Annotated in this window: 24 protein-coding genes and 5 tRNA genes; 21 read left to right on the forward strand and 8 right to left on the reverse strand. The window is 42.3% G+C overall.

What is annotated here, in order from left to right:
• Positions 1-44 precede the first annotated feature (44 nt).
• A complete protein-coding gene (locus N477_RS10040) occupies positions 45-539 on the reverse strand; it encodes a peptidylprolyl isomerase (protein ID WP_063360406.1) in 495 nt (164 codons plus the stop codon).
• A gap of 207 nt (positions 540-746) precedes the next feature.
• On the opposite strand from N477_RS10040, the gene cysS reads away from it, so the two are divergent.
• The 4 genes from cysS to N477_RS10060 all read left to right on the forward strand — a co-directional run bounded on the left by cysS (position 747) and on the right by N477_RS10060 (position 3,883).
• Positions 747-2,126 carry a cysteine--tRNA ligase gene (gene cysS / locus N477_RS10045; RefSeq protein WP_063360405.1) on the forward strand — a complete coding sequence of 460 codons (1,380 nt, stop codon included), beginning with the start codon at positions 747-749 and terminating at the stop codon, positions 2,124-2,126.
• Between the two features lie 364 nt (positions 2,127-2,490).
• Positions 2,491-2,949, forward strand: coding sequence for a RidA family protein (locus N477_RS10050; protein WP_063360404.1), 459 nt, complete (start codon positions 2,491-2,493; stop codon positions 2,947-2,949).
• Between the two features lie 120 nt (positions 2,950-3,069).
• Positions 3,070-3,351 (forward strand): hypothetical protein, encoded by a 282-nt coding sequence (locus tag N477_RS10055; protein ID WP_063360403.1) that lies wholly within the window; start codon positions 3,070-3,072, stop codon positions 3,349-3,351.
• A gap of 118 nt (positions 3,352-3,469) precedes the next feature.
• Positions 3,470-3,883 (forward strand): hypothetical protein, encoded by a 414-nt coding sequence (locus N477_RS10060; RefSeq protein WP_063360402.1) that lies wholly within the window; start codon positions 3,470-3,472, stop codon positions 3,881-3,883.
• Positions 3,884-3,902: 19 nt separating this feature from the next.
• On the opposite strand, the gene folD is transcribed toward N477_RS10060, so the two are convergent.
• Positions 3,903-4,757 (reverse strand): bifunctional methylenetetrahydrofolate dehydrogenase/methenyltetrahydrofolate cyclohydrolase FolD, encoded by an 855-nt coding sequence (gene folD / locus N477_RS10065; protein ID WP_063360401.1) that lies wholly within the window; start codon positions 4,755-4,757, stop codon positions 3,903-3,905.
• 391 nt (positions 4,758-5,148) lie between these two features.
• Between folD and N477_RS10070 the strand changes: the two genes are divergently transcribed.
• From N477_RS10070 to N477_RS10120, 11 genes are all read left to right on the forward strand, one after another.
• A tRNA-Pro gene (locus N477_RS10070) sits at positions 5,149-5,225 on the forward strand.
• 49 nt (positions 5,226-5,274) lie between these two features.
• Positions 5,275-5,351 (forward strand) — tRNA-Arg (locus N477_RS10075).
• Between the two features lie 28 nt (positions 5,352-5,379).
• Positions 5,380-5,455 (forward strand) — tRNA-His (locus N477_RS10080).
• 21 nt (positions 5,456-5,476) lie between these two features.
• A tRNA-Pro gene (locus N477_RS10085) sits at positions 5,477-5,553 on the forward strand.
• A gap of 23 nt (positions 5,554-5,576) precedes the next feature.
• Positions 5,577-5,653, forward strand: a tRNA-Pro gene (locus tag N477_RS10090).
• A 275-nt stretch (positions 5,654-5,928) separates the two neighbouring features.
• On the forward strand, positions 5,929-7,236 hold the full coding sequence (gene tig, locus N477_RS10095; protein WP_063360400.1) for a trigger factor: 1,308 nt from the start codon (positions 5,929-5,931) through the stop codon (positions 7,234-7,236).
• Positions 7,237-7,425: 189 nt separating this feature from the next.
• The gene (gene clpP, locus N477_RS10100; protein ID WP_063360399.1) at positions 7,426-8,034 is read left to right on the forward strand and encodes an ATP-dependent Clp endopeptidase proteolytic subunit ClpP; all 609 of its coding nucleotides are present in this window, start codon (positions 7,426-7,428) and stop codon (positions 8,032-8,034) included.
• Positions 8,035-8,265: 231 nt separating this feature from the next.
• Positions 8,266-9,549 (forward strand): ATP-dependent protease ATP-binding subunit ClpX, encoded by a 1,284-nt coding sequence (gene clpX / locus N477_RS10105; RefSeq protein WP_063360398.1) that lies wholly within the window; start codon positions 8,266-8,268, stop codon positions 9,547-9,549.
• A gap of 122 nt (positions 9,550-9,671) precedes the next feature.
• A complete protein-coding gene (gene lon, locus N477_RS10110; protein ID WP_063360397.1) occupies positions 9,672-12,041 on the forward strand; it encodes an endopeptidase La in 2,370 nt (789 codons plus the stop codon).
• A gap of 209 nt (positions 12,042-12,250) precedes the next feature.
• The gene (gene hupB, locus N477_RS10115; RefSeq protein ID WP_039608493.1) at positions 12,251-12,523 is read left to right on the forward strand and encodes a nucleoid-associated protein HU-beta; all 273 of its coding nucleotides are present in this window, start codon (positions 12,251-12,253) and stop codon (positions 12,521-12,523) included.
• Between the two features lie 159 nt (positions 12,524-12,682).
• Positions 12,683-14,596, forward strand: coding sequence for a SurA N-terminal domain-containing protein (locus N477_RS10120; protein WP_063360396.1), 1,914 nt, complete (start codon positions 12,683-12,685; stop codon positions 14,594-14,596).
• A gap of 70 nt (positions 14,597-14,666) precedes the next feature.
• Here N477_RS10120 and N477_RS10125 read toward each other — a convergent pair whose 3' ends face one another.
• From N477_RS10125 to pspF, 6 genes are all read right to left on the reverse strand, one after another.
• On the reverse strand, positions 14,667-15,428 hold the full coding sequence (locus N477_RS10125; protein ID WP_063360395.1) for an ATP-binding cassette domain-containing protein: 762 nt from the start codon (positions 15,426-15,428) through the stop codon (positions 14,667-14,669).
• Positions 15,413-16,420 (reverse strand): oligopeptide/dipeptide ABC transporter ATP-binding protein, encoded by a 1,008-nt coding sequence (locus tag N477_RS10130; RefSeq protein WP_063360394.1) that lies wholly within the window; start codon positions 16,418-16,420, stop codon positions 15,413-15,415. Before N477_RS10130 ends, N477_RS10125 begins: the two co-directional genes overlap by 16 nt.
• Complete coding sequence (locus N477_RS10135; RefSeq protein WP_063360393.1) at positions 16,420-17,313, reverse strand: ABC transporter permease subunit; 894 nt, start codon at positions 17,311-17,313, stop codon at positions 16,420-16,422. Before N477_RS10135 ends, N477_RS10130 begins: the two co-directional genes overlap by 1 nt.
• The gene (locus N477_RS10140) at positions 17,300-18,334 is read right to left on the reverse strand and encodes an ABC transporter permease (protein WP_063360392.1); all 1,035 of its coding nucleotides are present in this window, start codon (positions 18,332-18,334) and stop codon (positions 17,300-17,302) included. Before N477_RS10140 ends, N477_RS10135 begins: the two co-directional genes overlap by 14 nt.
• A complete protein-coding gene (locus N477_RS10145) occupies positions 18,331-19,911 on the reverse strand; it encodes an ABC transporter substrate-binding protein (RefSeq protein ID WP_063360428.1) in 1,581 nt (526 codons plus the stop codon). Before N477_RS10145 ends, N477_RS10140 begins: the two co-directional genes overlap by 4 nt.
• 77 nt (positions 19,912-19,988) lie before the next feature.
• Positions 19,989-21,074: a phage shock protein operon transcriptional activator gene (gene pspF, locus N477_RS10150; RefSeq protein ID WP_063360391.1), complete on the reverse strand. Its 1,086-nt coding sequence runs from the start codon at positions 21,072-21,074 to the stop codon at positions 19,989-19,991.
• Positions 21,075-21,257: 183 nt separating this feature from the next.
• Between pspF and pspA the strand changes: the two genes are divergently transcribed.
• The 6 genes from pspA (at position 21,258) to N477_RS10180 (ending at position 26,452) form a co-directional block, all read left to right on the forward strand.
• On the forward strand, positions 21,258-21,917 hold the full coding sequence (gene pspA / locus N477_RS10155; RefSeq protein ID WP_063360390.1) for a phage shock protein PspA: 660 nt from the start codon (positions 21,258-21,260) through the stop codon (positions 21,915-21,917).
• Positions 21,918-21,992: 75 nt separating this feature from the next.
• On the forward strand, positions 21,993-22,226 hold the full coding sequence (gene pspB, locus N477_RS10160) for an envelope stress response membrane protein PspB (RefSeq protein ID WP_063360389.1): 234 nt from the start codon (positions 21,993-21,995) through the stop codon (positions 22,224-22,226).
• Positions 22,223-22,624, forward strand: coding sequence for an envelope stress response membrane protein PspC (pspC, locus tag N477_RS10165; protein WP_063360388.1), 402 nt, complete (start codon positions 22,223-22,225; stop codon positions 22,622-22,624). The genes pspB and pspC overlap by 4 nt, the downstream gene beginning before the upstream one ends.
• Positions 22,625-22,677: 53 nt before the next feature.
• Positions 22,678-24,084, forward strand: a complete 1,407-nt coding sequence (locus N477_RS10170) for a YcjX family protein (RefSeq protein ID WP_063360387.1) — start codon at positions 22,678-22,680, stop codon at positions 24,082-24,084.
• Positions 24,081-25,097 carry a TIGR01620 family protein gene (locus tag N477_RS10175; protein ID WP_063360386.1) on the forward strand — a complete coding sequence of 339 codons (1,017 nt, stop codon included), beginning with the start codon at positions 24,081-24,083 and terminating at the stop codon, positions 25,095-25,097. The genes N477_RS10170 and N477_RS10175 overlap by 4 nt, the downstream gene beginning before the upstream one ends.
• A gap of 176 nt (positions 25,098-25,273) precedes the next feature.
• A complete protein-coding gene (locus N477_RS10180) occupies positions 25,274-26,452 on the forward strand; it encodes a trans-sulfuration enzyme family protein (protein WP_063360385.1) in 1,179 nt (392 codons plus the stop codon).
• The last annotated feature ends 83 nt before the right edge of the window (positions 26,453-26,535 follow it).

Consider the following 26,535-nt stretch of genomic DNA (forward strand, 5'->3'; position numbering starts at 1 on the left):
TGTTATAAATAAGAGCGCCTGAGCGCTCATATTTTTAGTCAGTGTTATTCAGTGATGGTTGCACTTTCGATGATTACATCGTCCAGTGGCACATCCTGATGGAAACCTGATGAACCTGTTGCAACACCTTTGATCTTGTTCACAACATCCATGCCTTCAACAACTTCAGCAAATACGCAATAACCCCAACCTTGAGACGTTTCGCTTGAGAAGTTTAAGAAGTCATTGTCATTTACGTTAATGAAAAACTGAGCTGTTGCAGAGTGAGGATCTGGCGTACGTGCCATTGCAAGAGTACCAACCTTATTAGCAAGACCATTGTTTGCTTCATTTTGGATAGGCGCGTCAACTTCTTTCTGATTCATACCAGGCTCAAAACCACCGCCTTGGATCATGAAGCCATCAATCACACGGTGAAAGATAGTGCCAGTGTAAAAGCCGCTTTCAACATATTTTTTGAAGTTTGCAACTGTAGCAGGTGCTTCTTTTTCAAATAGTGCGATTTTGATTTCGCCGAAGTTTGTTTGTAAAACAACCATAATGGGTCCTTGAATTACAATGATAAGATTAAAACGCTATTTTATAGTACATCTGCTGAACTACAAAGTGTTGAAATAACTTTGACAGTTTTGCTGTTTAAATTTTGTTACCTAGATAGGGTAAAATTCGCCTTTTTACAGTGGTGACGAGCTTTTTCAAGTGATATGATGCAAAGGTTTCAAACTCGAATTTAGGAAAATCACTACATGTTGCAGATATACGACACACTGACACGTCAAAAGTCACAATTTAAACCGCTTGTTGAAGGCAAAGTCGGCATGTATGTGTGTGGTATTACAATCTATGATTTCTGTCATGTAGGTCATGCACGCACATATGTATCTTTCGATGTCATCAACCGCTATTTTCGCTATTTAGGTTACGACGTCACGTATGTTCGTAATATCACGGATGTAGACGATAAAATTATCAAGCGTGCTGCAGAGAATAAAGAAGAGATCAACGATCTGACTGTGCGTATGACCAAAGCTATGCACAATGATTTTGAAGCATTAAATATCTTACCTGCTGACATTGAGCCAACAGTAACGGGTCATATGGATGAAATCATCGAGATGATCGAGCGTTTAATTGCTAAAAAGCACGCTTATGTTGGAAAAAGCGGCGATGTATTGTTTGATGTTTCAACGTTCAAAGATTACGGTCAGCTATCTCAGCAAGACCTAGATATGCTTCAAGCCGGTGCGCGTGTTGAAGTGGCTGAAGGCAAAGATGATCCACTTGATTTTGTACTTTGGAAAAAAGCCAAGCCGGGCGAGCCTTCTTGGACATCTCCTTGGGGCGAAGGTCGACCTGGTTGGCATATTGAATGTAGTGCAATGAGCTCTAAGCACTTAGGCGATTTATTTGATATTCATGGTGGCGGTTCAGATTTGCAGTTCCCACACCATGAAAATGAAATTGCGCAGTCTTGCTGCGCAAACAATGGCTGTTACGTAAATACTTGGATCCATACTGGCATGGTGCAGGTTAACAAAGAAAAAATGTCTAAATCCTTAGGCAACTTCTTTACTGTACGTGAAGTATTAAAAGCCTATGACCGCGAGACGGTACGTTATTTCTTAATTAATGGTCACTATCGTAGCCAGTTAAACTATTCACAAGAAAACTTAGACCAAGCTCGTTCATCTTTAGAGCGTATCTACACGGCTCTACGCGGTGTAGAGCTGGTGGAAGTTGAGCTAAAGGGCAATGCTTACGCAGAACGTTTTGAAGCTGCAATGAATGATGACTTCAATACGCCAGAAGCTTTACCTGTTATTTTTGAGCTGGCCAAAGAAGTAAACTTATTGAAAGATACTGACGTGAGAGCCGCAGGTGAGCACGCATATATCTTGGTTAAATTGGCTGAAGTATTGGGTATCGCTCAACAGGCGCCGGAGAGTTTCTTACAAGGTGATCAAGATAAAGATGAAGTGGCGAAAATTGAAGCCTTGATCGAGCAGCGCAACACTGCACGTGCCAATAAAGATTGGGCTGCTGCTGATGAGGCGAGAGATGCTTTAACTGCGCTGGGTGTCGTACTTGAAGACAGTGCTGGAAAAACGACTTGGCGTAAAGCATAAGCACATCTTAATGAATTACTTGAAAAGGAGCACTGCTGAGTGCTCCTTTTTTGTTTGTAGCAATACGTATGGCCAAGGTGGTTGGCGTTGTATGTTCCGTGATGCTCTATCCTGTTTTAGTACGATAACTAGCTGTATTATTTCGGTGTTTGAGCATGAGCGCGCGCGATGTTCTAGTGACTTAAGTTCTTATCTTTATATTGATATTTATAACGTATTCCTTTGTTAAGCCCCTCTTCGTTCTTAAGCGATTCTAATTTTCTATCGGAGTGAGTTAATCGCTGTATTTGCTCAGAAATATTTGCTTGGTTTTTTTATGAACAGTGGTATTTTTGAGGTATTGTGTTTTAGACGGAAGAGTGTGATGAAGGAAAAAATAATTGCTTTAACTTTTTTGGCCGCAGCTGGCTACGGCATCGCTAAACCTAACAAGCAGGTTGAGCACTTAAACTCTTACGCTGTTTTACCAGCAGGCCATAATTTGCCATTTTCCGAAGCTGTTCGGGTAAATGATATGGTGTACTTATCTGGTCAAATTGGTATTCAACCCGGGACAACGCAGCTGGTGAAAGGTGGTATTACCGGTGAAAGTAAGCAAACCATGGAAAACATTCAAGCAAGCTTAGAAGCTCATGGTTTATCGATGCAAAATATTGTGAAGTGTACGATTATGCTTGCTGATATTAGTGAGTGGCCTAAATTCAATACGGTATATACAAAGTACTTTTCCAAACCTTATCCAGCGCGAAGTGCTTTCGCAACCAGTGGGTTAGCATTAGATGCTCGAGTAGAAGTCGAGTGTATGGCGGCAATACCAAGATAATAACGGTAAGTTATAACATGTTCGGCTTGTTCCTCATTTAGTTTATCTGTTTAACGCTTTGTTAATCTTAGAGTGCATGTTATTTTTGCGCTCCAAGCAATAAATAAGGAGTTGAAGATAATGAAATTTGCTTTTGGTATTGGTTTATTTGCACTGCTTTTAACTGGATGTAAGGTTAATGAAGGTGAGTCTTTTGATAAAGATGCAGCCCCAGAAGAGCGCACAGAATACCAAGGTGTTGATGGGGTTGTGCAGTCGCAAAAAGATAAAGTTTATCTCATGAATAAAGAGTTAACAGAAAAGTGTAAAAATGCCAAAGTTGATCATGCTGTTGCTATTACAAATAACGATATAAAGGCACAAGAAGCACAGCTAGAAATTATTAAGTCTACGTGTAGATAAGTTAGATTTTAGGCGCTAAATGTGACAGGCCAAGTTGTTTACTACCCTCAACTTGGCGCGTTGCTTGCTTTGAATTTGTAGTAGAGGAGTATATTTGCCACAATTTAAGGAGAAGACAATGTTATTACATAAAAGCGCCTCAATTACTCCCACCGAATTCGCGCAAGCAAAAGGGCCCAAATCAAAAGAGCGCGAGCCTCAAGAGTTTGCTAAAGAAATGAGCAGCCACAGTACAGGCTCGGAATTATCTCAATCATTAAGACAAAAAGATCTTTCAGTCTCTCGATTAAATGACAGCTTCTTAGCAAAAGCTCGTCAATCAATGATGTTTAATCGCATCGGGGTGAATGAAGATAAGATCAAAGAAATAGAGTCAAAAATGCAAGAGTTGATGGCAAGGCTTGAGTCCGGTGAAATTGATCAAAAAGAATTTGAAAAGCAAATGTCCGCTTTGCAAGAGATGCTAGCGAAAGAGTATAGACGTGGTGGGGGTGAAGAAGATGAAGAAGGAGTGAAAGTGGAGCACCCTTAAGTGCGAGTGCCCCAATACATTAGCTGTGATAGTTTTCGCACGCTTCCAATGTATTTTCAATCAGGCTCGCCACAGTCATTGGACCGACACCGCCTGGTACAGGTGTAATAAAGCTGGCTTTTTGCTCTGCAACATCGTATTGCACGTCACCAACAAGTTTTCCTGATTCTAAGCGGTTAATACCTACATCAATAACAATTGCACCTTCTTTTACCCACTCACCAGGAATGAACTCAGGTTTACCTACCGCAACAACGAGTAGATCGGCGCGGCGAACATGTGACTCAAGATCTTGTGTAAACTTATGACAAACTGTTGTAGTACAGCCTGCAAGCAGTAGCTCTAAAGACATAGGTCTACCAACAATATTTGAGGCACCAACAACAACGGCATGCATGCCTTTGTAACGAACACCGGTTGAGTCTAGTAAAGTTATAATGCCTTTTGGCGTACAAGGTCTCAGTGCAGGCATTCTTTGTGCAAGTCTTCCCACATTATATGGATGAAAGCCATCGACATCTTTATGCGGATGAATACGTTCAAGGATTTTTTCTGCATCAAGTCCTTCAGGTAAAGGAAGTTGCACTAAAATACCATCAACTTCAGGGTCTGCATTAAGATTATCTACTAAATCAAGTAACTGTGTTTCACTTGCGTCACTTGGCAAGTCGTATGATTTAGAAACAAAGCCGACTTCTTCACATGCCTTGCGCTTTGAGCCAACATATACTTGGCTAGCAGGGTCTTGTCCGACAAGTACTACTGCTAATCCTGGGGCTCTGAGTCCTTGTGATACGCGCTGTTCAACACGTGTTGCGACTGTGCTGCGAACCTGTTTCGCAATTGCTTTGCCATCAATGATGTTTGCCGTCATGGGTGACCTTTATATATAGGGGTTATTAACTTGAACGATTATAGAGCCTAAATGGGGTTACTCTAGTAATAATATGCACAGTGGCTGCTGTAGTTAGCAACGATAACGTGGCTTTTATTTGGCTGGCCTACTGTATTGTCTATATTTTCGCAAACTTGAGCTAATTAGCCAAGCAAGATTGCGTGAATATATGCGTGCATTAATATAAGTCATGGTCAGTGTTGAGTGTTTTTTGTCTTTTTTAGCTGCTTTTTAGTCCTTTTGTGTCAAAAATAGGCAGTTGAACGAATTTATAAAAAAAATGTTTGACCTCAACAACTCAAAACCCTATTATGCACCCCGTTGCCAACGAGGGGTGTTAAACAAAACACTTTAAGTTAAGTAACAAAATCGGCGATTAGCGCAGCTTGGTAGCGCACTTGGTTTGGGTCCAAGGGGTCGCAGGTTCAAATCCTGCATCGCCGACCACTTTCTCCTTGAGAGAGTGGGTGGATAGCACACAAGTGTTGTTTGTGTTGCGCCCGTAGCTCAGCTGGATAGAGCAACGGCCTTCTAAGCCGTGGGTCGAAGGTTCGAATCCTTCCGGGTGCGCCATTTAAACAAAATCCACAAGTATGTAGTGGCGGCTGTAGCTCAGTTGGTAGAGCCCTGGATTGTGATTCCGGTTGTCGTGGGTTCGAGCCCCATCAGTCGCCCCATCTACTACTCATAAAATACATCGGCGATTAGCGCAGCTTGGTAGCGCACTTGGTTTGGGTCCAAGGGGTCGCAGGTTCAAATCCTGCATCGCCGACCACTTTTCTGAAAAAAATATATTATCGGCGATTAGCGCAGCTTGGTAGCGCACTTGGTTTGGGTCCAAGGGGTCGCAGGTTCAAATCCTGCATCGCCGACCATCTCCCCTTCTAATTTATCTTATTTTTTTACCTAACTTATCCACTGTTCGTTTTCCTATTATTTATTTGTTCTGATTGCTCGACTCTCCCGTTTTATAGGTTATAATGCCGCGTCTAATGTTTAACATAGTGCCCTGATGGGGCAGGCAGCAAGATCGATATGTAATTGGTTTTCAGTAAATGCAGCATATGCATTACTTCCGATTGCACGTTAATATCGACTTTGTTTGTGAAGGAAGGCGCGTTGCCGCCAAAAATGAAAATTGAGGTATATCATGCAAGTTTCTGTTGAGACGACTCAAGGCCTTGAGCGCCGTCTGACTATCACCGTTCCTGCAGAGAACGTTGAGACTGAAGTAAAAAAACGCTTACAACAACTGTCTAAAACACAGCGTATTGACGGTTTCCGTCCTGGTAAAGTACCAGTTTCTGTGATCAACAAGCGCTACGGTGCGGCAGTACGTCAAGAAGTTGCTGGCGACCTTATGCAGCGTAACTACATTGAAGCAATCGTTTCTGAAAAAATTAACCCAGCAGGTGCACCGAGCTTTGCTCCAAAATCACTTGAAGCTGGTAAAGATCTAGAGTTTGAAGCAACTTTTGAAGTTTACCCAGAAGTAGAAATTAAAGACCTAGATAAAGTAGCTGTTGAAAAGCCAGTTGTTGAAGTAACTGAAGATGATCTAGCTAACATGCTTGAGACACTTCGTAAGCAGCACGCAACTTGGACTGAAGTAGATGCAGCAGCAGGCGAAAATGATCGCGTAACTGTTGACTTCCTAGGTACTGTTGACGGTGAAGAGTTTGAAGGCGGTAAAGCTGAAGACTTCCCTCTAGAACTTGGTCAAGGTCGTATGATCCCAGGTTTTGAAGATGGCATCGTAGGTAAAAAAGCAGGCGAAGAAGTAGTTGCTGATGTAACTTTCCCTGAAGAATACCACGCTGAAAACCTAAAAGGTAAGCCTGCTCAATTCACTATCACTGTGAAGAAAGTTGAAGCTCAAGAGCTGCCAGAGCTTAGCGATGAGTTCGCAACTAAGTTTGGTGTTGCTGAAGGTGGCGTTGACGCACTTAAAGAAGAAGTTAAGAAGAACATGACTCGTGAACTTGACCAAGCTGTTAAAGCTAAGGTTAAAGAGCAAGCGATCAAAGGTCTTCTAGACACAAACGAAGTTGAAGTGCCAAAAGCACTTATCGATCAAGAAATCGATGCACTTCGTCAGCAAGCTGCACAGCGTTTTGGCGGCGACGCTAAAAACATGCCTGAGCTTCCAGCTGAGCTTTTCCACGAGCAAGCTGTAACACGTGTTAAGACTGGTCTTCTTCTTGGTGAAGTGATCAAGGCAAATGACATCAAAGTTGATGATGCAAAAGTTGAGTCTCTAATTGAAACTGTTGCTTCTGCATACGAAGATCCTTCAGAAGTAGTTAACTACTACAAAGAAAATGATCAATTAATGCAGCAAATGCGTAATGTTGCAATGGAAGAGCAAGCTGTTGAAGCTGTACTTTCAAGCGCAACGGTTACTGATGTTGAAAAATCTTTCGACGACATCATGAACCCACAGCAAGCTGCAGAGTAAGTTTCTTACCTCGTCTTTGAGGAAAGCATTGACTTACAGCTAAGCTAACGCTTAAATGGCTCGTAATGCTCTGTTAAATGCAGCGCTGCGAGCCTTTTTCGTTATTAGCGATAATAATTTAAGGCCCGTTCAAGTAGTGATGCTTGAATATCGCGGCAAGCCTGCCTCGCATATAAAGGAACCAATAATATGAATGACGGTATGATAGATCCTCTAAACGCCTTAGTGCCTATGGTTGTTGAACAAACAGCGAAAGGTGAACGCTCCTACGATATTTACTCGCGCCTGTTAAAAGAAAGAATTATTTTCTTAACTGGTCAAGTTGAAGACCATATGGCCAATTTAATTGTGGCGCAGATGCTGTTTTTAGAATCAGAAAGTCCTGATAAAGATATTTTCTTATACATTAACTCACCAGGTGGTTCTGTAACCGCGGGTATGTCAATTTACGACACGATGAACTTCATCAAACCAGACGTGAGTACTGTCTGTGTAGGACAAGCTGCCAGTATGGGCGCATTTTTGCTGTCTGGCGGTGCAAAAGGCAAACGATACTGCCTACCAAACTCGCGTGTGATGATCCACCAACCGCTAGGTGGCTTCCAAGGTCAGGCATCTGACTTTGAAATTCATGCCAAAGAAATTCTAACAATTAAAGAAAAATTAAATAGGTTAATGGCTGAGCACACAGGGCAACCATACGAGGTGCTTGCCAATGATACCGACCGTGATAACTTTATGAATGCCCAAGAAGCAGTCGATTACGGTTTGGTTGATGCGGTTCATACGAGCCGATAAAAATTAAAAGCTAAAGAAAGGTGAATAATTACACCTTGAAATAATGAAACTTGGATCTATATCTTAAGGATGTCCAAGAGACTTACTTTAGGTGTAATTTCGCTGCTTTTGACCGAACAGCGACACTTTGCTTCAGCTTAGTTATGCCAACGGAAAGTTTATTTGGTATAGTTAAAGCATGTATTGTGTTATCAAATCAGAGATAACTCACCAAATTTAAGAGGTAGTTGAATGTCAGACACTCCTACAGACGGCGACAAGAATAGCAAACTCTTGTACTGCTCATTTTGTGGTAAGAGTCAGCACGAAGTACGTAAATTAATAGCTGGTCCATCAGTATATATTTGCGATGAATGCGTCGAACTGTGTAACGACATCATTAGAGAAGAGATCAAGGATATCGCGCCGCAGCATGATGCGTCTGATAAACTGCCGGTGCCTAAAGAGATCCGTAATCACTTAGATGACTATGTTATCGGTCAAGAACATGCAAAGAAAGTATTGTCTGTTGCAGTTTATAACCATTATAAACGTTTAAAGAATCAAGGTATCAAAGCCGATGTAGAGCTTGGTAAAAGTAATATCTTGTTAATCGGCCCAACTGGTAGTGGTAAAACATTACTTGCGGAAACACTCGCTAGATTGCTTGATGTGCCGTTTACTATGGCTGATGCAACGACGTTAACTGAAGCTGGTTATGTAGGCGAAGATGTTGAAAACATCATTCAGAAGCTCTTGCAAAAGTGTGATTACGACGTCGAAAAAGCACAACGCGGTATCGTTTATATAGATGAAATTGATAAAATTTCACGTAAGTCTGATAACCCATCTATTACCAGAGATGTTTCAGGTGAAGGTGTTCAGCAAGCGTTACTTAAGCTGATTGAAGGTACTGTGGCATCAGTGCCACCGCAAGGTGGTCGTAAGCACCCACAGCAAGAATTTTTGCAAGTAGATACATCTAAAATCTTATTTATCTGTGGCGGTGCATTTGCGGGTCTTGATAAAGTTATTGAGCAGCGCAGCCATACTAACACTGGTATTGGTTTTGGTGCAGAAGTGAAAAGCTCTGACAGTGAGCGTACACTAAGCGAAACATTTAAAGACGTTGAACCTGAGGATTTAGTGAAATATGGCTTAATTCCTGAGTTTATAGGACGTCTACCAGTTGTTGCTACTTTAACTGAACTTGACGAAGACGCGTTGATACAGATTTTAAATGAGCCGAAGAATGCGTTGACAAAACAATACGGTGCCTTATTTAAAATGGAAGGCGTTGAACTAGAGTTCCGTGAAGATGCCTTAAAAGCCATTGCACATAAAGCAATGGAACGTAAAACAGGTGCTCGTGGACTACGCTCAATTGTAGAAGCTGTGCTTTTAGAAACCATGTACGAGCTACCGTCAGTTGAAGATGTTAGCAAGGTTGTTATTGACGAAACCGTTATTAAAGGGGAGTCAGATCCCATTTTAATTTACGAAAATAGTAGTCAAGATAAAGCTGCATCTGAATGATATGTCAGTAAGTTAGAAAAGGAGCCTAGTGCTCCTTTTTTTGTCCAAGAGTTGAACTTTATAGAGGGCATCCCCATATACCTCTGTAATCTTAAAAATAAATGAAGTGCAAAGAGAACATAATGACGCTTGAGAGAACGGATCGAGTCGAAATTCCAGTGTTAGCACTGCGTGATGTAGTGGTTTACCCTCATATGGTGATCCCGCTATTCGTTGGCAGAGAGAAATCTATTAGATGTCTTGAAGCTGCAATGGAAAATGACAAGCAAATTTTTTTAGTGGCTCAAAAAGAAGCCTCCATCGATGATCCAAGTACAGACGATATTTATGATGTTGGTACCGTTGCTACAGTTTTACAACTACTGAAGCTGCCAGATGGCACTGTAAAGGTGCTTGTTGAAGGCACGCAAAGAGCAAGAATCGATGAGTTTTTAGTGACTGATGAATATTTCTTAGCGAATGCGCAGTTTATCGCATCTGAGAATATTGCTGAGCAAGAACAAGACATTTTTATTCGCAGTGCAGTGAGTCAGTTTGAAGGGTATGTAAAACTCAATAAAAAAATCCCACCTGAAGTACTGACCTCTGTATCTGGTATAGATGAAACGGCACGCTTGGCTGATACGATGGCTGCGCATATGCCGATAAAAGTACCTGAAAAACAAAAAGTGCTTGAGCTATACAATGTCACTGAACGTCTTGAATACTTAATGGCGTTGATGGAAGGTGAAATAGATTTACTTCAAGTTGAGAAGAAAATTCGCTCCCGTGTGAAAAAGCAAATGGAAAAGTCACAGCGTGAGTACTATCTCAACGAGCAGATGAAAGCCATTCAAAAAGAGCTTGGCGAACTAGATGATGTACCTGATGAGTTTGAGACACTCAAAAAGCGCATCAGCGAAGCTCAGATGCCAAAAGAAGCAGAAGAAAAAGCCACTTCAGAGTTAAATAAACTCAAGATGATGTCGCCAATGTCGGCTGAAGCCACAGTGGTCCGCTCTTATATTGATACGCTCATCAATGTGCCTTGGAAAAAGCGCTCTAAAGTGAAAAAAGACTTAGCGAATGCACAAAAGATTTTAGACTCGGATCATTATGGTTTAGACAAAGTCAAAGAGCGCATCATTGAGTATTTGGCTGTGCAGCAACGTACCAATAAACTTAAAGGTCCTATTTTGTGTTTAGTTGGCCCTCCAGGTGTTGGTAAAACGAGCCTTGGTCAGTCTATTGCGCGCTCTACTGGTCGTAAGTATGTGCGTATGGCCTTGGGTGGCGTACGCGATGAAGCTGAAATTCGCGGTCACCGTCGTACTTACATTGGCTCTATGCCGGGTAAATTGATCCAGAGCATGAGTAAGGTGGGCGTTAAAAATCCATTATTCTTACTCGATGAAATCGACAAAATGTCTTCGGATATGCGTGGCGATCCAGCTTCTGCTTTATTAGAAGTATTAGACCCTGAACAAAACAGTAGTTTTGCCGATCATTACCTTGAAGTTGAATACGACTTATCTGACGTGATGTTCGTTGCAACATCCAATAGCTTTAACATCCCAGGTCCACTATTAGACCGTATGGAAGTTATTCGCCTGTCTGGTTATACCGAAGATGAAAAGCTGAATATTTCTAAGCAGCACTTAATTCCTAAGCAAATTAAGCGCAATGGCTTAAAAGCGGGTGAAATTGAAATAGAAGACAGCGCTATTATTAATACCATTCGATACTACACACGAGAAGCAGGTGTACGTAATCTAGAGCGTGAAATGTCTAAGTTGTGTCGTAAAGCGGTGAAAACCATTCTGTTAGACAAAGACCAAAAACAGGTTGTGATCAACGCAGATAATTTGGAAAGCTTCCTTGGTGTGCAGCGTTTTGATTACGGTAAGGCAGAAGATGGCGATCGTGTTGGTCAAGTGACTGGCTTAGCATGGACAGAAGTGGGCGGTGACCTACTGACAATTGAAAGTGCGGCTGTGCCTGGTAAAGGCAAGTTATCTTACACGGGATCACTCGGTGATGTGATGCAAGAGTCTATCCAGGCAGCAATGACCGTAGTGAGAAACCGTGCAGATAAGCTACGCATTAACGATGATTTCTACGAAAAGCGTGATATCCATGTACACGTGCCTGAGGGCGCGACACCTAAAGACGGTCCTAGTGCAGGTATTGCGATGGTTACAGGTTTAGTTTCAAGTCTAACTGGCAACCCAGTAAGAAGTGATGTAGCCATGACGGGTGAGATCACTTTACGCGGTGAAGTATTGCCAATTGGTGGTTTGAAAGAAAAACTATTGGCTGCGCATCGTGGTGGTATTAAGACTGTGGTCATTCCTAAAAAGAATGAACGCGACCTAAAAGAAATCCCTGATAATGTTTTAGAAGGGCTCGAAATCCACCCAGTTACTTGGATTGAAGACGTTTTATCAATTGCACTTGCTCAACCAGTGGACAGTTTTTCTGTTGAAACGCAAAAAACTGCTGTGAAAGCTTAAAAAAGTCGATAAAAAGGGTTTTCAAATCCCGTTGGTGTGCTAAGTTAAGCACTGGATTTAGGCCTAGGGCACGGGAAGCCCCGTAGTTTCTAGGCTGTAATACATTTAAGCAATAGAGAATCGAAAGATTTCTCGTAGTTAACAACAAAAGTGATGTTAGTTTTAAAACACCATCGCTCTTGATAATAACAATGTAAGAGGATGATATTGTGAATAAATCTCAATTAATCGATCAAATCGCAGCTGATGCTGATATTTCTAAGGCCGCTGCTGGTCGTGCACTGGATTCATTCATTGAGTCAGTAACCGCTGCGCTAAAAGAAGGCGACTCAGTTGCTCTTGTAGGCTTTGGTACTTTTTCTGTTCGTGAACGCGCTGCACGCACAGGCCGCAACCCTCAAACGGGTGCTGCAATTGATATTGCTGCTGCTAACATCCCTGCTTTTAAAGCTGGTAAAGCTCTAAAAGACGCGGTTAACTAAGATAGAGCTTATATTTTACACTTACACTATTGTTAAGTAGATGTAATTGGACGCATAAGCTTCAGAATAAAAAGCGTATCTGGTAAGATACGCTTTTTTTACATGAGCTAACTGATGCAAAGTACCTTGGTGCTTTGACTTAGATAAGAGATAGAACAAATGCTTGAAAAGATTAGAGAGGGCTCTCAGGGCCTTGCTGCCAAGATCGTTCTTGGTGCAGTTATCTTGTCTTTTGCGCTGGCAGGGATCGGTGGTTACCTAGGTCAAACCACAGAGCAACCAGTTGCAGAAGTCAATGGTGTTAAAATTTCGCAATTAGACTTTGCGAGAGCGTTCGAAAATGAGCGTGGTAGATTAGAGCAACAGTTTGGAGAATACTTCGAACAAATCGCTTCTGATCCAACTTATATGGCGCAGATCCGCCAAGGCGTGGTTGATCGCTTAGTACAGCAAGAATTACAAAATCAGCTTGCAATTGAACTCGGGCTTCGTGTTAGTGATGCACAAATCAAGCAAGCGATATTCGATATGCCTTATTTCCAGATTGGTGGTCAATTTAGTAACGACCGTTACTTACAGCTGATCAGACAGATGAATTTCCAACCAGATGATTTCCGTGAGTACCTTCGTGAAGAAATGACGCGTGATCAGCTCGTTTCAGCGATTGCCGGATCTGACTTTGCCCTTGATAGCGAAGTAAAGCAAACCTTGGTTCTGCAGCAGCAGACAAGAGACGTAGATTATATCGTCTTAGACAAAGAGAAACTTAAGTCACAAGTTACTGTAACAGAGTCAGAGATCAAAGATTACTACGACTTAAACCAAGATCAGTTCATGTCACCTGAACAGGTTGCGCTAAATTATATCGAGTTAAAAGCATCAGATATGGAGCTGGTTGACCCAGTGACAGATGAGCAAGTGCGAGCTTACTACGATGAAAACCAAGCTCAGTATTTAGAAGAGGAAAGACGTCGTGTTTCTCATATTCTAGTTGAAGGCATCGAAGATGCAGAGGCTGCAAAAGCAAAAGCGCAAGATTTATACTCGCAGCTACAGAGCGGTGCTGATTTTGCAGAACTTGCTCAAGCGCACTCAGATGACGTAGCCAGTGGTGAATTAGGTGGTGACTTAGATTGGATCGAACGCGACATGATGGACCCTGAGTTTGAAGCTGCTGCATTTGCACTGGCAAATGTCGGTGATTACTCAGACGTTGTTGAGTCTGAATTCGGTTTTCATATTATCCAACTAACAGATCTTCAAGCACAAGAAGTAACGGCATTTGAAGAAATGGCTGCAGAGCTTCGTGCTGAACTTGAGCAAAATGCAAAAATAGATGCATTCTATGGCAAGCAAGAGGAAGTTCGTGAGTTGGCATTTGAAGTGGCAGATACGCTTGATGATGCAGCGGTAGCAGCAAATCTTGAAGTTAAAACTACAGAGTTGGTTGCACGTAATTTACTACCAGCACCTCTGAATCAGCCAGCTGTGTCTCGTGTTATTTTTACCCCAGAGCTGCTTGAAGACGGTGTAAATTCAGAAGTCATAGAAGTTGCACCTGAGCACGTTGTTGTTGTTCGCGTGGTTGAACATAAGCCAGCTGCTGTTAAGTCACTTGAAGAAGTAACAGAGCAAATTACAGCGCGTTTAGAAAATGAGAAAGCATCTGAGCTAGCGAAAGACAAAGCACATACCTTGTTTGCACAGTTAGAAGAAGGTCAATCACTTTCTGATATTGCTGCGGCAGAGTCGCTTGAAGTGAAGTCAGAAGCAGCCCTTGCGCGTCAAACTTATGCTGTTTCCCCAGCGCTTGTGAGTAAAGCGTTTAAAATGCCTCACCCAGCTGAAGGCGCTTCATCCAAAGCAATGGTTGAGCTGAATAACGGTGATGCTGCATTACTAGTTGTTAAAGCGGTTAATCTTGCAGAAGTGACTGATGAGCTTGAGCCTCAGCAAAAGCAAAGCGTGACGCGTGCGCAGGTGAATAAAAACTATCTTGCGTTACTAAACGCGTTAGAAGGTACTGCTGAAATTGTAAAGCCAAGTTCTTTTGAAGTAACAGAAGAAAACTAAGGTTTTACTTTATGATATAAAAAACCACCTTTTGGTGGTTTTTTTATATCTATTGTGAAGCGTGTTTTATTTATACCGCAAGTAGCTTTTTCATCACCTTAGACTGTGGGCGGTGAAAGATGGTATCACAACAGCCATACTCCACGACCTCACCATTATTAAGCACGAGTAACTTATCACTCATATGTTTAACCAAGCTTAGGTGGTGCGTAATTAGTACATAGGTCAGATCCGTCTCTTCTTGTAGTTTTAATAGTAGGTTTACGATTTGTGCTCTGACAGAAGGGTCTAGTGATGATAATGCTTCATCTAATACAACCACTTTTGGGTCTAAAATGAGGGCTCTGGCAAGCGCCACACGTTGTAGCTGACCACCGCTAAACATATGTGGGTAGTATTCATAGTGCTCTGAAAGTAGCCCTACACGCGATAAAGTGAGTTCAATCTTTTTGTCTCGTTGCGTCTGGGTGAGCTTGGTATTAAAACGCAAGCAATCATCCAGCATTTCACCAATAGTGAGACCTGGGTTGAGAGAACGAGTCGGGTCTTGGAAAATAAGTCGGATATGGTGGCATTCTCGTTTTGATGCGCCATCGTCTACTATCATGTCCCCGTTTAATAGGATTTGCCCAGAGTCAGCTTCTTCAGCGCCCGCCAATACCTTAGCAAGGGTACTTTTACCTGAGCCTGTTTCACCAATGACAGCCAATGTTTGTCCAGGCAATACCGCAAATGAAATATTCTTTAAGACTTTTACTTTATCTCGTTTAAATATACCTGAACGCGTTTTAAACGTTTTGCTAAGTGCTTGTACTTTTAGCACGGGTTGCATTTTTTCTTCTCTCTATTGAGTGGAAAGTGACATGCATATGAATGCCCATGTGATTTCACCAATACGGGCGTTGCCACACACTCTCTTTGTGCTTGCGGACAACGAGGTCCTAACCTGCAGCCTATAGGTAGATGTTGCAGAGGAGGAATTGTGCCTTTTAGCGCATAAAAGGGGGCTTTATGACCTAGTCCATGGGCATAGTCAGGGAGTGATTTTACCAGCGCCTGTGTATATGGATGATAGGGATCGGTAAATACCTTTTTTGTCGGCCCAGCTTCCACCATTTGCCCACAGTACAGAACATGAATAGCATGAGACCATTGTGTGATTTCTTCCAATTCGTGGGAGATCATTAATATAGACATGTTTTTAAGCTGGTTTAGACTTTTTAGCAGTCTAAATACTTGTGCGCGCGTGGTACTTTCAAGTGCAGTAGTTGGTTCATCTGCGATGAGCAATTGAGGGTTTCTAGCAATGGCCATGGCTATCATGACTTTTTGACAAACACCTTCTGATAATTCATGAGGGTAACTACTCGATATTCTTTCATCATCCCGAATACCAACTTTGTGTAATAAAGCTTTAACTTTAACTTTGCGCTCTTTTTTACGACCAAAAAAACCTGCTTTGAAACACTCGTCGGGTAGCGACTCGGCGACCTGTTCAAAGATTTTAGCTGTCGGATCTAGACTTCTTCTCGGCTCTTGATAAATCATTGCCATATCACGGCCAACAATTTTGCGTCGCTTTTCAGGGCTTAAGCGCATTAAATCAACGCCACGCCAGTGCATTCGATCAGCAGTGATCCGCCAACGTTCGTTGAGGACACCGACAATGGCTTTAGCAATTAAGCTTTTCCCTGAACCCGACTCTCCAACAAGTGCATGCACCTCACCTTCTTTGAGGCTCAGGTTCACCTTATCTACAGCACGAATAACCCCACCTTCAGTAGGCAGCTCTATAGTGAGGTTTTTAATATCAAGTAGTTGCATTAGGTTGCCTTTCTTGCTTTGAGTGCTTTTCTTAGCCCATCACCTACAAGATTAGTGGCTAATACTGATAAAAACAATAGCGCACCGGGCAGGCCAACAGTCCATGGCGCGAGGTAAATAAGCCCTAAATTTTCAGCCAGCATGGCGCCCCATTCAGTTGTTGGCGGTTGGGCACCGAGTTTCAAAAAGCCCAATGCTGCGATATCCAAAATTGCAGTTGATAATGCCAAAGTGAAAATCACCACGATATGTTCGTAAATATTTGGAAATACACCACGAAATAAAATTTGTCCTCGACTGGCACCATCGAGTCTATATGCGCCAATATAATCTTTGTTGAGCTCTTCAACGACGAGATTTCTGATGGAGTGAATATGTTGTGGCAGTAGTGCTAAAATAATCGCCCATACTGTATTGAGTAAGCCTGGTCCCAAGATTGCGATGATGATGATCGCGAGTAGGAGTGACGGAATGGCAAGCGTAATATCAAGTAAGTGGTTTAAGATACTTGACTTAAATCCCTTATTTATCCCTGCTAGTGTGCCCAAAATCACACCGAAAATTGTCGTAACGAGCGCCGCGACAATGGATAATCCAAACGTGTAGGTTGCGCCATTCATTAGTCTCGAGAGTACATCTCGGCCAAGATCATCTGTGCCTAAAATAAAGTGCACGTCCCCATCATCGTGCCATGACGGTGGCAGTAGCAGTGCGTCACCATGTTGCTGATCGATACCGTAAGGTGCTAGTAAAGGAGCTGTCATTGCCAATAACGTTAAGCCTATAAACATCCATAGCCCAACGAGCGCAAGGTGATTCGCTTTAAAATTTCGCCATAGCCTTGATAGTGGCGAGCGGTTTGACTCTTCACTGTATAAGCTAAACTTTGGCATGGGATTGGTTCCTAGATACAGGGTCGAGTAAGGAATGAGTTAAATCAGCGAGCATATTGGCAAAAATAACGAACATGGAGACCGCGAGTAAGCCGCCCTGAATTGCGGGGTAATCGCGCTGATAAATACTGTCTATCAACCAGCGTCCAATACCGGGCCAAGAAAAAATGACTTCGGTGACCATGGCGAGCGTAATTAGTGTACTAAATTGCAAACCAATCTGCTTAATAACAGGTAAAAGCGCATTACGCAGAGCATGATCTAATATGATTTGCCTGCGGTTCAGTCCTTTTGCTCTGGCTGTTTTTATGTAATTTTGTTCTAGCACATTGAGCATCGAATCCCTGGTAAACCTGGTAAGTACAGTTGTTGGGTACATAGCTAGCACTATTGTCGGTAATGTGAGGTGATGCAGAGCGTCAAGAAAAGCTTGCCCACCGTAGGGAAAGCCAAGTATCCAGATATCTAATAAAATAAAATTAGTGACGGCTGGTATTTCGTATAGTAAGCCAATGCGACCTGACATTGGGAACCAGCCAAAACCAAGACAAAATACCATAATAAGTAATAGCGCCAGCCAAAAAACAGGGATAGAAAAGCCAAGTAGCGTAAGTGTACTAATGACCTTGTCGGGCCATTTTTTATGATATGCGCTGGTAATGATCCCTGCAGGAATGCCAAGTAAAATGGCGACAACCAAAGCATAAAAGCATAATTCTAGCGTCGCCGGTAGAAGTAGAGCGACATGTGAAGCTACTGTTTGTCCTGAGGAGAGTGATATTCCCCAGTCACCATGAAATAATCGACTAACAAACGCGCTGTACTGTACGAGAGCATTATCATCAATGTGATACTTCTCCTCTAGCATTTGCGATTGACTAAAGCTGGTATTGACTTGACCACTAAAATTGGTGAGTAAATCACCTGGAAACAAATAATTTAAGCTAAATGTGAATGCAGTGAGTGCAAATAGCATAAAGACTAATAAGCTTAAGCGTCTGAAAAGGTAATCTAGCATTATTGCGCTTCCTTTCTGACGTTAGCCAGTGAAACACCGCCAAACGGTCTTAACTCAGCCCCTGCAATTTCAGCACTGCGGGCCTGAAATCTTACACCATGGGCAATTGGGACTAACGGGAGTTCTTTCACTAACATCTTTTGCGCTTGCTGATAGTAAATTTTACGCATTTTAATGTCGTTGGTATCTAACGCTTGAGTTAATAAAAGGTCGAATTCTGGGTTACACCAATTTGCTGGATTCTTACCAGTAAAAGTGGCTGTGCAGCTTAACAGTGGGCTAAAAAAGTTATCTGGATCTGGCGTATCAGCAGCCCATCCTAATAAAACACTATCATGCTCATGCTGCCCAATTCGTTCAATAAAGGTATTCCATTCATACTCGACAATGCGTGTTCTGATCCCGATTTGACGTAGATCGCTTTGAATGAGTTCGGCCATTTTGCGTGCATTAGGGTTATATATACGTGATACAGGCATGGCCCAGAGCGTCATTTCGAATCCATCCGGGTAACCCGCCTGCGATAAGTACTGTTTAGCTATATTTGGGTCATAATAAGGCATCGCTTGTTCGGTAAACGCCCATGAGGAGGGGGGGAGAATGGATTGTGCAGCAATACCATTACCATAGAATACAGCCTGCATTATTTTGTCAAAGTCAATACTATGTGCAAGCGCTTTTCTAACCAGCACATTATCAAAAGGCGGCTTTTCAGTATTAAAGGCCCAGTAACCCACATTTAAGTTAACGGCTTTGTCCACGACGATATCTTGCCTCTGAGAGAGCGCCTCTAGTTGTGTTGCACTCGGGTGCGAAGTAATATCACATTCCTTGGTGAGCATTTTGGCAATACGTGTTGTATTGTTTGTGGTGATGTCATAAACCAGCTGATCGACGGCATAATCGTGTTTCCAATAGCCGTTATGCTTATGGAAGCGTACTAAATTATCTCTTAGAAAGTGCTTATATTTATAAGGGCCTGTCCCAATAGGTAAGGAATCAAATAAATGCTTTTTGTCTTGAGATGCTCGCAACATTGCATACTCTTCAGATAAGATCACGGCAAAATCAGTGGCAATATTCGATAACAAGCTACTTTCTGCACTAAATAACTCAAAGCGAACAGTATAATCGTCGACCTTGACAATTTTTCTGATTAATTGGTCCATACCCACACTCTGAAAGTAAGGATAATTGGCATCTTGGACAAAGTGATAAGGGTTGTAGACGTCAAAGAGGCGACTGAAAGAGAAGATCACATCATCCGCATTCATTGTACGGGTGGGAGTAAAATACTCTGTGCTGTGAAAGTGCACCCCTTTTCTAAGTTTAAAAGTAATTTTTTTGCCGTCACCGCTGATCAACCACTCTGTTGCCAATTCTGGCTTAAACTCTGCCGTGACAGGGTCGATACTGATTAAAGAGTTATATAGCTGGTTGGCGATGATATCTATGGTTGAGCCAGTTGTTGTGACCTGTGGGTTAAAGGAGACTGGATTTGCTTCAGCGCAATAGACGATGCCTTGGGTTTTGTTGGTCTGTTTCGCATCCGGCACTTCTCCACACGCAGATACAAACATGGTTGTAGCTGCGGCAAAAACGGCCTCTTTATATTTTTGACAGATGTGTAAAAGGTCAGTCATTTTGGCGACCACAGTTAAGCCTCTTGTTGTGAGTCTAACAAATTGTATTTTTTCAAATATCCCCTTAGCTGATGATACGTCAATCCAAGGTTTTGTGCAGTTTTCTTTTGGTTAAATTGACTAAACTCTAATGCTTTTTTTAGTAACTCGATTTCGTAGTCACTTGAGAGTGTTTTTAAGTCACATGGAAAGTTTTGTGACGCCATTGGTAAAGATTGGACTTCTGCAACCTCAATTATGTCATTTGTATCGCTCTTTGACTGAGTTACCGGAACTATCGGCTCTGATTTTTGCGCTTTTATCCTTTGCTGAGGTCGATAAGGGCTTTCAAAAGGGTCAAAAGTAATGTGATGAACTGGAAGGTGCTCATTACCATGTCGGTATAAACTTCGTTCTATGACGTTTTTCAATTCACGAATATTACCCGGCCAATCATATGTAAGCAGGGCTTCGGTTGCTTTTCGAGTAAAGCCGCTAAACAGTGACCATCCTAGATCTCTGGCCATATTTATGGCGAAGTGCTCTGCGAGTAGTAAAATATCTTCTTGTCGAGCGCGTAATGGCGGGAGTGTAATCACGTCAAATGCGAGTCTATCGAGTAAGTCATGCCTAAACTCACCATTTTCGGCAAGACTGGGTAAATCTTCATTGGTTGCACACACTAATCGCGTATCTACTTTGACCGTTTGCTTGCCACCTACACGTTCAAATTCCCCATATTCGATCACGCGTAGCAACTTTTCTTGCACCATGGCTGAAGTGTTGGCGAGTTCATCTAAAAATAAAGTCCCGCCATTGGCACGTTCAAAGCGTCCCTCATGTCGCTTACTGGCGCCAGTAAATGCCCCTGACTCGTGACCGAATAATTCACTCTCAAGTAAGTTTTCATTGAGTGCTGCACAGTTGAGTTTTACGTAGTTTTGATCCCAGCGCTCGGATAAAAAGTGTAATCGAGCAGCAATGAGCTCTTTACCTGTACCGCGTTCCCCGATAATAAGCACGGGTTTTTCCAGTGGAGCAAGTTGAGAGACCTGATCTAATACAGCTAAAAAGCTATCAGACTGGCCGAGTAAGTTATCCTGTTGACGGAATTGACTCATATTTGACTAACTCTTAGTTTTTTTGACTAACATCTAGTTTATTTGAAAAAAAACGGGATGGATAGTTTTTTATTATAATTATAAGTTATTGAAATTTATTGTTTATTTTTCTTTTTAAAGTTGGCAAGCTTATTGATACATACTTATCAGCAATATAAATCACAACCAATGAGGTAAAAGATTATGGGAATTTTTTCACGTTTTGCTGACATCGTAAATTCTAATATTAATGCAATCTTGGATAAAGCGGAAGATCCAGAAAAAATGGTCAAGTTGATCATCCAAGAAATGGAAGACACACTTGTAGAGGTGCGCTCTACGTCTGCGAAAACACTGGCAGAGAAGAAAGAATTAGAAAGACGTGTTGAGCAGTTAAATGGTCAAGCTAATGATTGGCAAGAAAAAGCGGAATTGGCTTTAACTAAAGAACGCGAAGATCTTGCAAGAGCGGCGCTACTTGAAAAGCAAAAAGCGTCTGATGCGGCACAAAGTGTTGAGCAAGAGCTAAGCCATGTAGAGTCTCATATCGAGAAGCTGCAACAAGAAGTGACTACATTACAAGAAAAACTAGCCGATGCGAAAGCACGACAACAAGCGATTGTGCTACGTCAACGCTCAGCAGAGTCGCGCTTAGATGTGAAAAAGGCATTAGACGGCACTAAAGTTGAAGATGCATTGAATCGTTTTGAGCGCTACGAGAATAAAATTGATGGTTTAGAAGCTCAAGTTGAGTCATATGATTTGGGTAAAAAATCGTTAGCGGATGAAATAGCAGATCTGCAAAAAAATGAAAAAGTAGATGATGAGCTTGAAGCTTTAAAAAAGAAGCTTGCAAATAAATGAACATAATGGCACCTACTGTTACAGTAGGTGCAATACACAAATACGCTGCCAAGACTAAATAAACAGGAGAAGATTATGTTTGACGCAGAGATACTAGTAGCCCCAATTATGGTTTTTATGATCGTGGTGGCTCCGCTGTGGCTCATTCTTCATTACAAAAGTAAAAAACAGGTGAGTCAGGGCTTAAGCGAACACGAACATCGTCAGCTAATTGAGCTGGCAAATAAAGCAGAAAAAATGGCTGAGCGCGTTGAAACATTGGAGGCGCTGTTAGATCAAGAATCACCGGACTGGAGGCGCAAAGTATGAGTCATAAGCGCAGAGAGTTATACCGAGACCCAAAACGCGGTAAGTTAGCTGGAGTATGTGCAGGCTTAAGTGATTATTTTAACATGGAGCTTTGGCTGGTTCGCATTCTATTTATGACGGCTGTTTTACTATCGGGCGGCCCATTATTTGTGGTTATTTATATCGCCTGCTGGTTTATCTTAGACCGTAAAACAATTGAACACGATCAGGCATCCAGTAGCCATGATATAGATCCTGTCTCAGTGAAGTTTAAAGTATGGCAAAAAGGCGAGCCGCCACGCCAAGCTTTATTTGACTTAAAAGACCGTTTGGGCAAGTTAGATAACCGCATTCAGTCTATGGAACGCTATGTTACTTCTCCTGAATTCACAGTAAAAAGGGAAATTAACAAATTATAATGGTACGTGGCGAGCCTTCGCCACGCCACTTCTAATAGGGATTTACAATCAGCATGAGTGTGAAACGGGTTACTCACAAAGCCCTTGAAAAACTACAAAGCAAAGCGCAAAAAACACTGCAGCGCTCCTTAGATCAACATGTCAAATTAGCGGTGACAGGGTTTAGTGGTAGTGGTAAAACTGCATTCATAACGGCCCTCGTCAAGCATTTAACAACCCAAGCAAACAGTCAAAACCTGCCGTTTTTTGATGTGGTGAGAGAGCAGCGCTTAATTGCTTGTAAGCAAGTGCCACAACAAGCGCTCGATATTCCAACTTTCGACTACGCGTCTGCATCAGCCCACTTATTAGACAATCCACCTCGTTGGCCGCCTTCTACCGAGCGCATAAATACACTGACCCTTGCTTTAAAGTTTCGCAGTCATAGCGGGCTACGTCAGCATGTGGCAAGCGATCATACTTTGTATTTGGAGTTAATTGATTATCCCGGTGAGTGGTTGATGGACTTACCGCTATTAAATATGACGTATGAGCAGTGGTGCAAAACGCAGTTAGCTGTATTATCGACACCGGCATATAGTGAGCATTGTGCTGCTTTTCTATCTGAATTAAACCACTTTGATGCCACGGCGCCAGTCGACATGTCCACGCTAAATAAGCTCGCTGAGCTTTATCAAGCAACATTAATGAAGTTAAAAAAACATACTAAGTTGTCGCAACTGCAGCCTGGCAGGGTGCTGATCCCAGGTGATTTAGCGGGTGCACCGATAATCCAGTTTTTTCCTTTATTAACGCATGGGCAGCAGCATCAAAACAGTCAATATGCACAACTAGAAAGCCGTTTTGAAGCCTATAAAAAGCAGGTTATCACACCTTTTTATAAAGATTACTTTTGTGCGTTTGATAGGCAACTTGTGCTGGTTGATATTTTAGGTGCGTTAAATGATGGCCCCGATACGCTCGCACAAACCAAACTGGCCTTAAAAGAGACCGTGAATATGTTTGAGCATGGCAAAAGTGGTCTGTTACAGCGTTTATTTAAACCCAAAATAGACAAGGTATTGTTTGCGGCTAATAAGTGCGATGCAGTTGCTTTATCTGAGCAAGATAGCCTGACACGCCTATTACATGCGCTTTTATGTGAACAAGAAAATGAATTGAAGTTTTCAGGCGTGACCGTCGATACCATGACGATTTCTTCGGTAAAGAGCTGTCAACCTAAGCAAGTTAATGAATCTGGAAATCTATTGCACTGTGTTTATGGTCGCCCTTTGACTGAGTCTGAATATATTACTTACCTTCCCCCAGAGCCGCCGGACCATGTTCTTTCGGATGCTCAATGGCCAGAAGATGGGTTTAATTTCCTGTCTTTTTACCCATATCCAGCTTATCAGGGGCAGTTGGAGCATATCCGCTTAGATCATACTTTACAGTTTTTAATTGGAGATAAGCTCACGTGACAGATCCACAAAAAAGATACGCAGGTAGGCGTATAGAAACGCCAGAGAAAAACGAGGACGCTATATTTTCTGAGCCCAGAATGGGAGAGCGTATAGAGTGTGATTTGGTACCTGCCAGCACTGAGCAAACGTTTGAGCCTTTCTCTGATGATGAGTCTGTTGATCAGGGCTTACAGCCGAGCAAATCAAAGTTTGGTTGGCGCCATTGTTTACTCATTAGTCTGGCGGTATTGATCCCCGTTGAGTTGGTACTGACAATTTACAGTGCTTTTCAACAAAGTTTCATTCTTGCAAGTGTGTACTTACTTTTGTTGGTTTCTATTGTTGGCTGGTGCGGAAAGTTTTTAATAAGCGAAGCAAGGGCGCTGCGAACACTTAAGCAATTAGAGCAGCGCCGAGAGCAAGCTCAAAGGCTACTAAATAGTAATCAAATTGGTGAGGCACAAGCTTGGTTGGCGCCAGTATTAGCAAAGCAGCCTGAGGAGGCAGTGGAAAAATTTCAGCAAAGCTTGAAAAGCCATTACACAGATCAAGAAGTACTGCAGTTATATGAAGTGACGGTGTTGCAAACGCAAGACGAGCAGGCCAGAAAAATGATCACGGATTATGCGACAACCTCTGCGCTAATGGTCGCGCTCAGCCCGATGGCGATTACAGACATGCTTGCAGTATTATGGCGCGGTGTGAGTTTGATTGAAAAGTTAAGTACGCATTATGGGATCACATTAGGCTACCGTAGTCGTATCAAATTATATAAATTGCTCGCTCAGCAAATTGTTTTTGTGGGGGCATCTGAATTGATCAGCGATCTTGCGGCGACGAGCTTAGGTGCAGAGCTGCTTGGTAAGCTATCTGCCCGTTCGGCTCAAGGGCTCAGTGCAGGTGTCTTTACTGCGAGACTTGGTTATAAAGCAATGGCATTGTGTCGGCCAATTCCACGATTGGAAAATAAAACCAGCTTCTTATCTGAATTTGCAAAAAAACTAACAAGTCAGCTAATTAAACAAAACTAAACTCCATGGTACACATATGAAGTTGCATTTTAAGTGACAACATATGTGTACAGTCTAAGCTTATTAATGTTTCTCTCTTAGACTTCTGAACTTCCAGCATGCTTGTACATTTATCCATCATGGAATATCTAATTACATAAGATATAAACATTTTGAATAATAACAACAGGCAAGCAATGAATAAGTTACATGATCATACCAACTGTATACACGGTCCTAATCACGCAAATGATCCACATGGTGCCTTAACCGCACCTCTGTACCAAACCTCGACATTTAAATTTGAGAATGCAGCGCAGGGTGCAGCAAGGTTTGCAGGAGAGGAAGCGGGTTACATTTATACGCGCCTTGGTAATCCAACAACACGAGAGCTTGAAGAAAAGGTCGCTCAGTTAGAAGAAATGGAAGATGCGGCGGCAACCGCTACGGGGATGGGGGCCGTGTCTGCATCGGTACTAAGCTTTTTACAGCAAGGTGACCACTTAATCGCCTCTAGTGCGTTATACGGCTGTAGCTTTGCTTTATTTGCTCATATGCTTCCTAAATTTGGCATTGAGGTCAGTTTTGTCGATATGACGGATGAAGCTGCACTGAAAAATGCCATTCAGCCAAATAGTAAAATGTTATTTGCAGAAACACCGATCAATCCAAATATGACAGTATTGGATTTATCTATGCTGGGCCAGTTTGCTAAAAGGCATAATTTAATAAGCGTAGTTGATAATACTTTTATGACGCCACTGCTGCAAAAGCCAAAGCGTTATGGCATTGATATTGTGATCCACAGTGCCACTAAATACTTAAATGGCCATGGTGATGTGGTGGCAGGGATAGTATGTGGCAGTAAAGAACATATTGAAACCATCAAGCTGACCGTATTGAAGGACATTGGTGCGACGATCAGCCCGCATGATGCTTGGCTGATCAATCGCGGTTTAAAAACGCTGCATGTTCGCATTGAACGTCACTGTCAAAGTGCCCAAAAAGTCGCTGAATTTTTAGAGGACCATGCAAAAGTAGAAAAGGTGTATTATCCGGGACTAGCATCTCATCCTGGTCATAAATACCTAGGCGAGCAAATGCAAGGTGCAGGTGGTGTCATTGCTTTTGAAATCAAGGGCACTTTGGCGGATGGCGAAGCCTTTATCAATGCTACTTCGCTGTGTACCTTAGCGGTTAGTTTGGGCGACCCTGAAACTTTAATACAGCACCCTGCATCGATGACGCATTCACCTTATACACAAGAAGAGCGCTTATCCGCTGGGATCTCTGACGGGCTTATTCGTATTTCTGTCGGTCTCGAAGCGGTGGAAGATATCATCTTGGACCTAAAAAGTGCGTTTGAGTGTATTTAATTGTTTACATTAAAATGTCCTGTATGGCTATATAAATAAGGTGTGTATTATTTTGTGTTCAAAAGTGTAATTATATGTTTACG

The organism is Pseudoalteromonas luteoviolacea H33-S (genome assembly GCF_001625695.1).
Classification (GTDB): Bacteria; Pseudomonadota; Gammaproteobacteria; order Enterobacterales; family Alteromonadaceae; genus Pseudoalteromonas; species Pseudoalteromonas luteoviolacea_B.

Excerpts from the sequence above, each read along its gene's own strand:
- N477_RS10040 (WP_063360406.1), bottom strand. The coding sequence starts at position 539 with ATGGTTGTTTTACAAACAAACTTCGGCGAAATCAAAATCGCACTATTT.
- cysS (WP_063360405.1), top strand. The coding sequence starts at position 747 with ATGTTGCAGATATACGACACACTGACACGTCAAAAGTCACAATTTAAA.
- N477_RS10050 (WP_063360404.1), top strand. The coding sequence starts at position 2,491 with ATGAAGGAAAAAATAATTGCTTTAACTTTTTTGGCCGCAGCTGGCTAC.
- N477_RS10055 (WP_063360403.1), top strand. The coding sequence starts at position 3,070 with ATGAAATTTGCTTTTGGTATTGGTTTATTTGCACTGCTTTTAACTGGA.
- N477_RS10060 (WP_063360402.1), top strand. The coding sequence starts at position 3,470 with ATGTTATTACATAAAAGCGCCTCAATTACTCCCACCGAATTCGCGCAA.
- folD (WP_063360401.1), bottom strand. The coding sequence starts at position 4,757 with ATGACGGCAAACATCATTGATGGCAAAGCAATTGCGAAACAGGTTCGC.
- tig (WP_063360400.1), top strand. The coding sequence starts at position 5,929 with ATGCAAGTTTCTGTTGAGACGACTCAAGGCCTTGAGCGCCGTCTGACT.
- clpP (WP_063360399.1), top strand. The coding sequence starts at position 7,426 with ATGAATGACGGTATGATAGATCCTCTAAACGCCTTAGTGCCTATGGTT.
- clpX (WP_063360398.1), top strand. The coding sequence starts at position 8,266 with ATGTCAGACACTCCTACAGACGGCGACAAGAATAGCAAACTCTTGTAC.
- lon (WP_063360397.1), top strand. The coding sequence starts at position 9,672 with ATGACGCTTGAGAGAACGGATCGAGTCGAAATTCCAGTGTTAGCACTG.
- N477_RS10120 (WP_063360396.1), top strand. The coding sequence starts at position 12,683 with ATGCTTGAAAAGATTAGAGAGGGCTCTCAGGGCCTTGCTGCCAAGATC.
- N477_RS10125 (WP_063360395.1), bottom strand. The coding sequence starts at position 15,428 with ATGCAACCCGTGCTAAAAGTACAAGCACTTAGCAAAACGTTTAAAACG.
- N477_RS10130 (WP_063360394.1), bottom strand. The coding sequence starts at position 16,420 with ATGCAACTACTTGATATTAAAAACCTCACTATAGAGCTGCCTACTGAA.
- N477_RS10135 (WP_063360393.1), bottom strand. The coding sequence starts at position 17,313 with ATGCCAAAGTTTAGCTTATACAGTGAAGAGTCAAACCGCTCGCCACTA.
- N477_RS10145 (WP_063360428.1), bottom strand. The coding sequence starts at position 19,911 with ATGTTTGTATCTGCGTGTGGAGAAGTGCCGGATGCGAAACAGACCAAC.
- pspF (WP_063360391.1), bottom strand. The coding sequence starts at position 21,074 with ATGAGTCAATTCCGTCAACAGGATAACTTACTCGGCCAGTCTGATAGC.
- pspA (WP_063360390.1), top strand. The coding sequence starts at position 21,258 with ATGGGAATTTTTTCACGTTTTGCTGACATCGTAAATTCTAATATTAAT.
- pspB (WP_063360389.1), top strand. The coding sequence starts at position 21,993 with ATGTTTGACGCAGAGATACTAGTAGCCCCAATTATGGTTTTTATGATC.
- pspC (WP_063360388.1), top strand. The coding sequence starts at position 22,223 with ATGAGTCATAAGCGCAGAGAGTTATACCGAGACCCAAAACGCGGTAAG.
- N477_RS10170 (WP_063360387.1), top strand. The coding sequence starts at position 22,678 with ATGAGTGTGAAACGGGTTACTCACAAAGCCCTTGAAAAACTACAAAGC.
- N477_RS10180 (WP_063360385.1), top strand. The coding sequence starts at position 25,274 with ATGAATAAGTTACATGATCATACCAACTGTATACACGGTCCTAATCAC.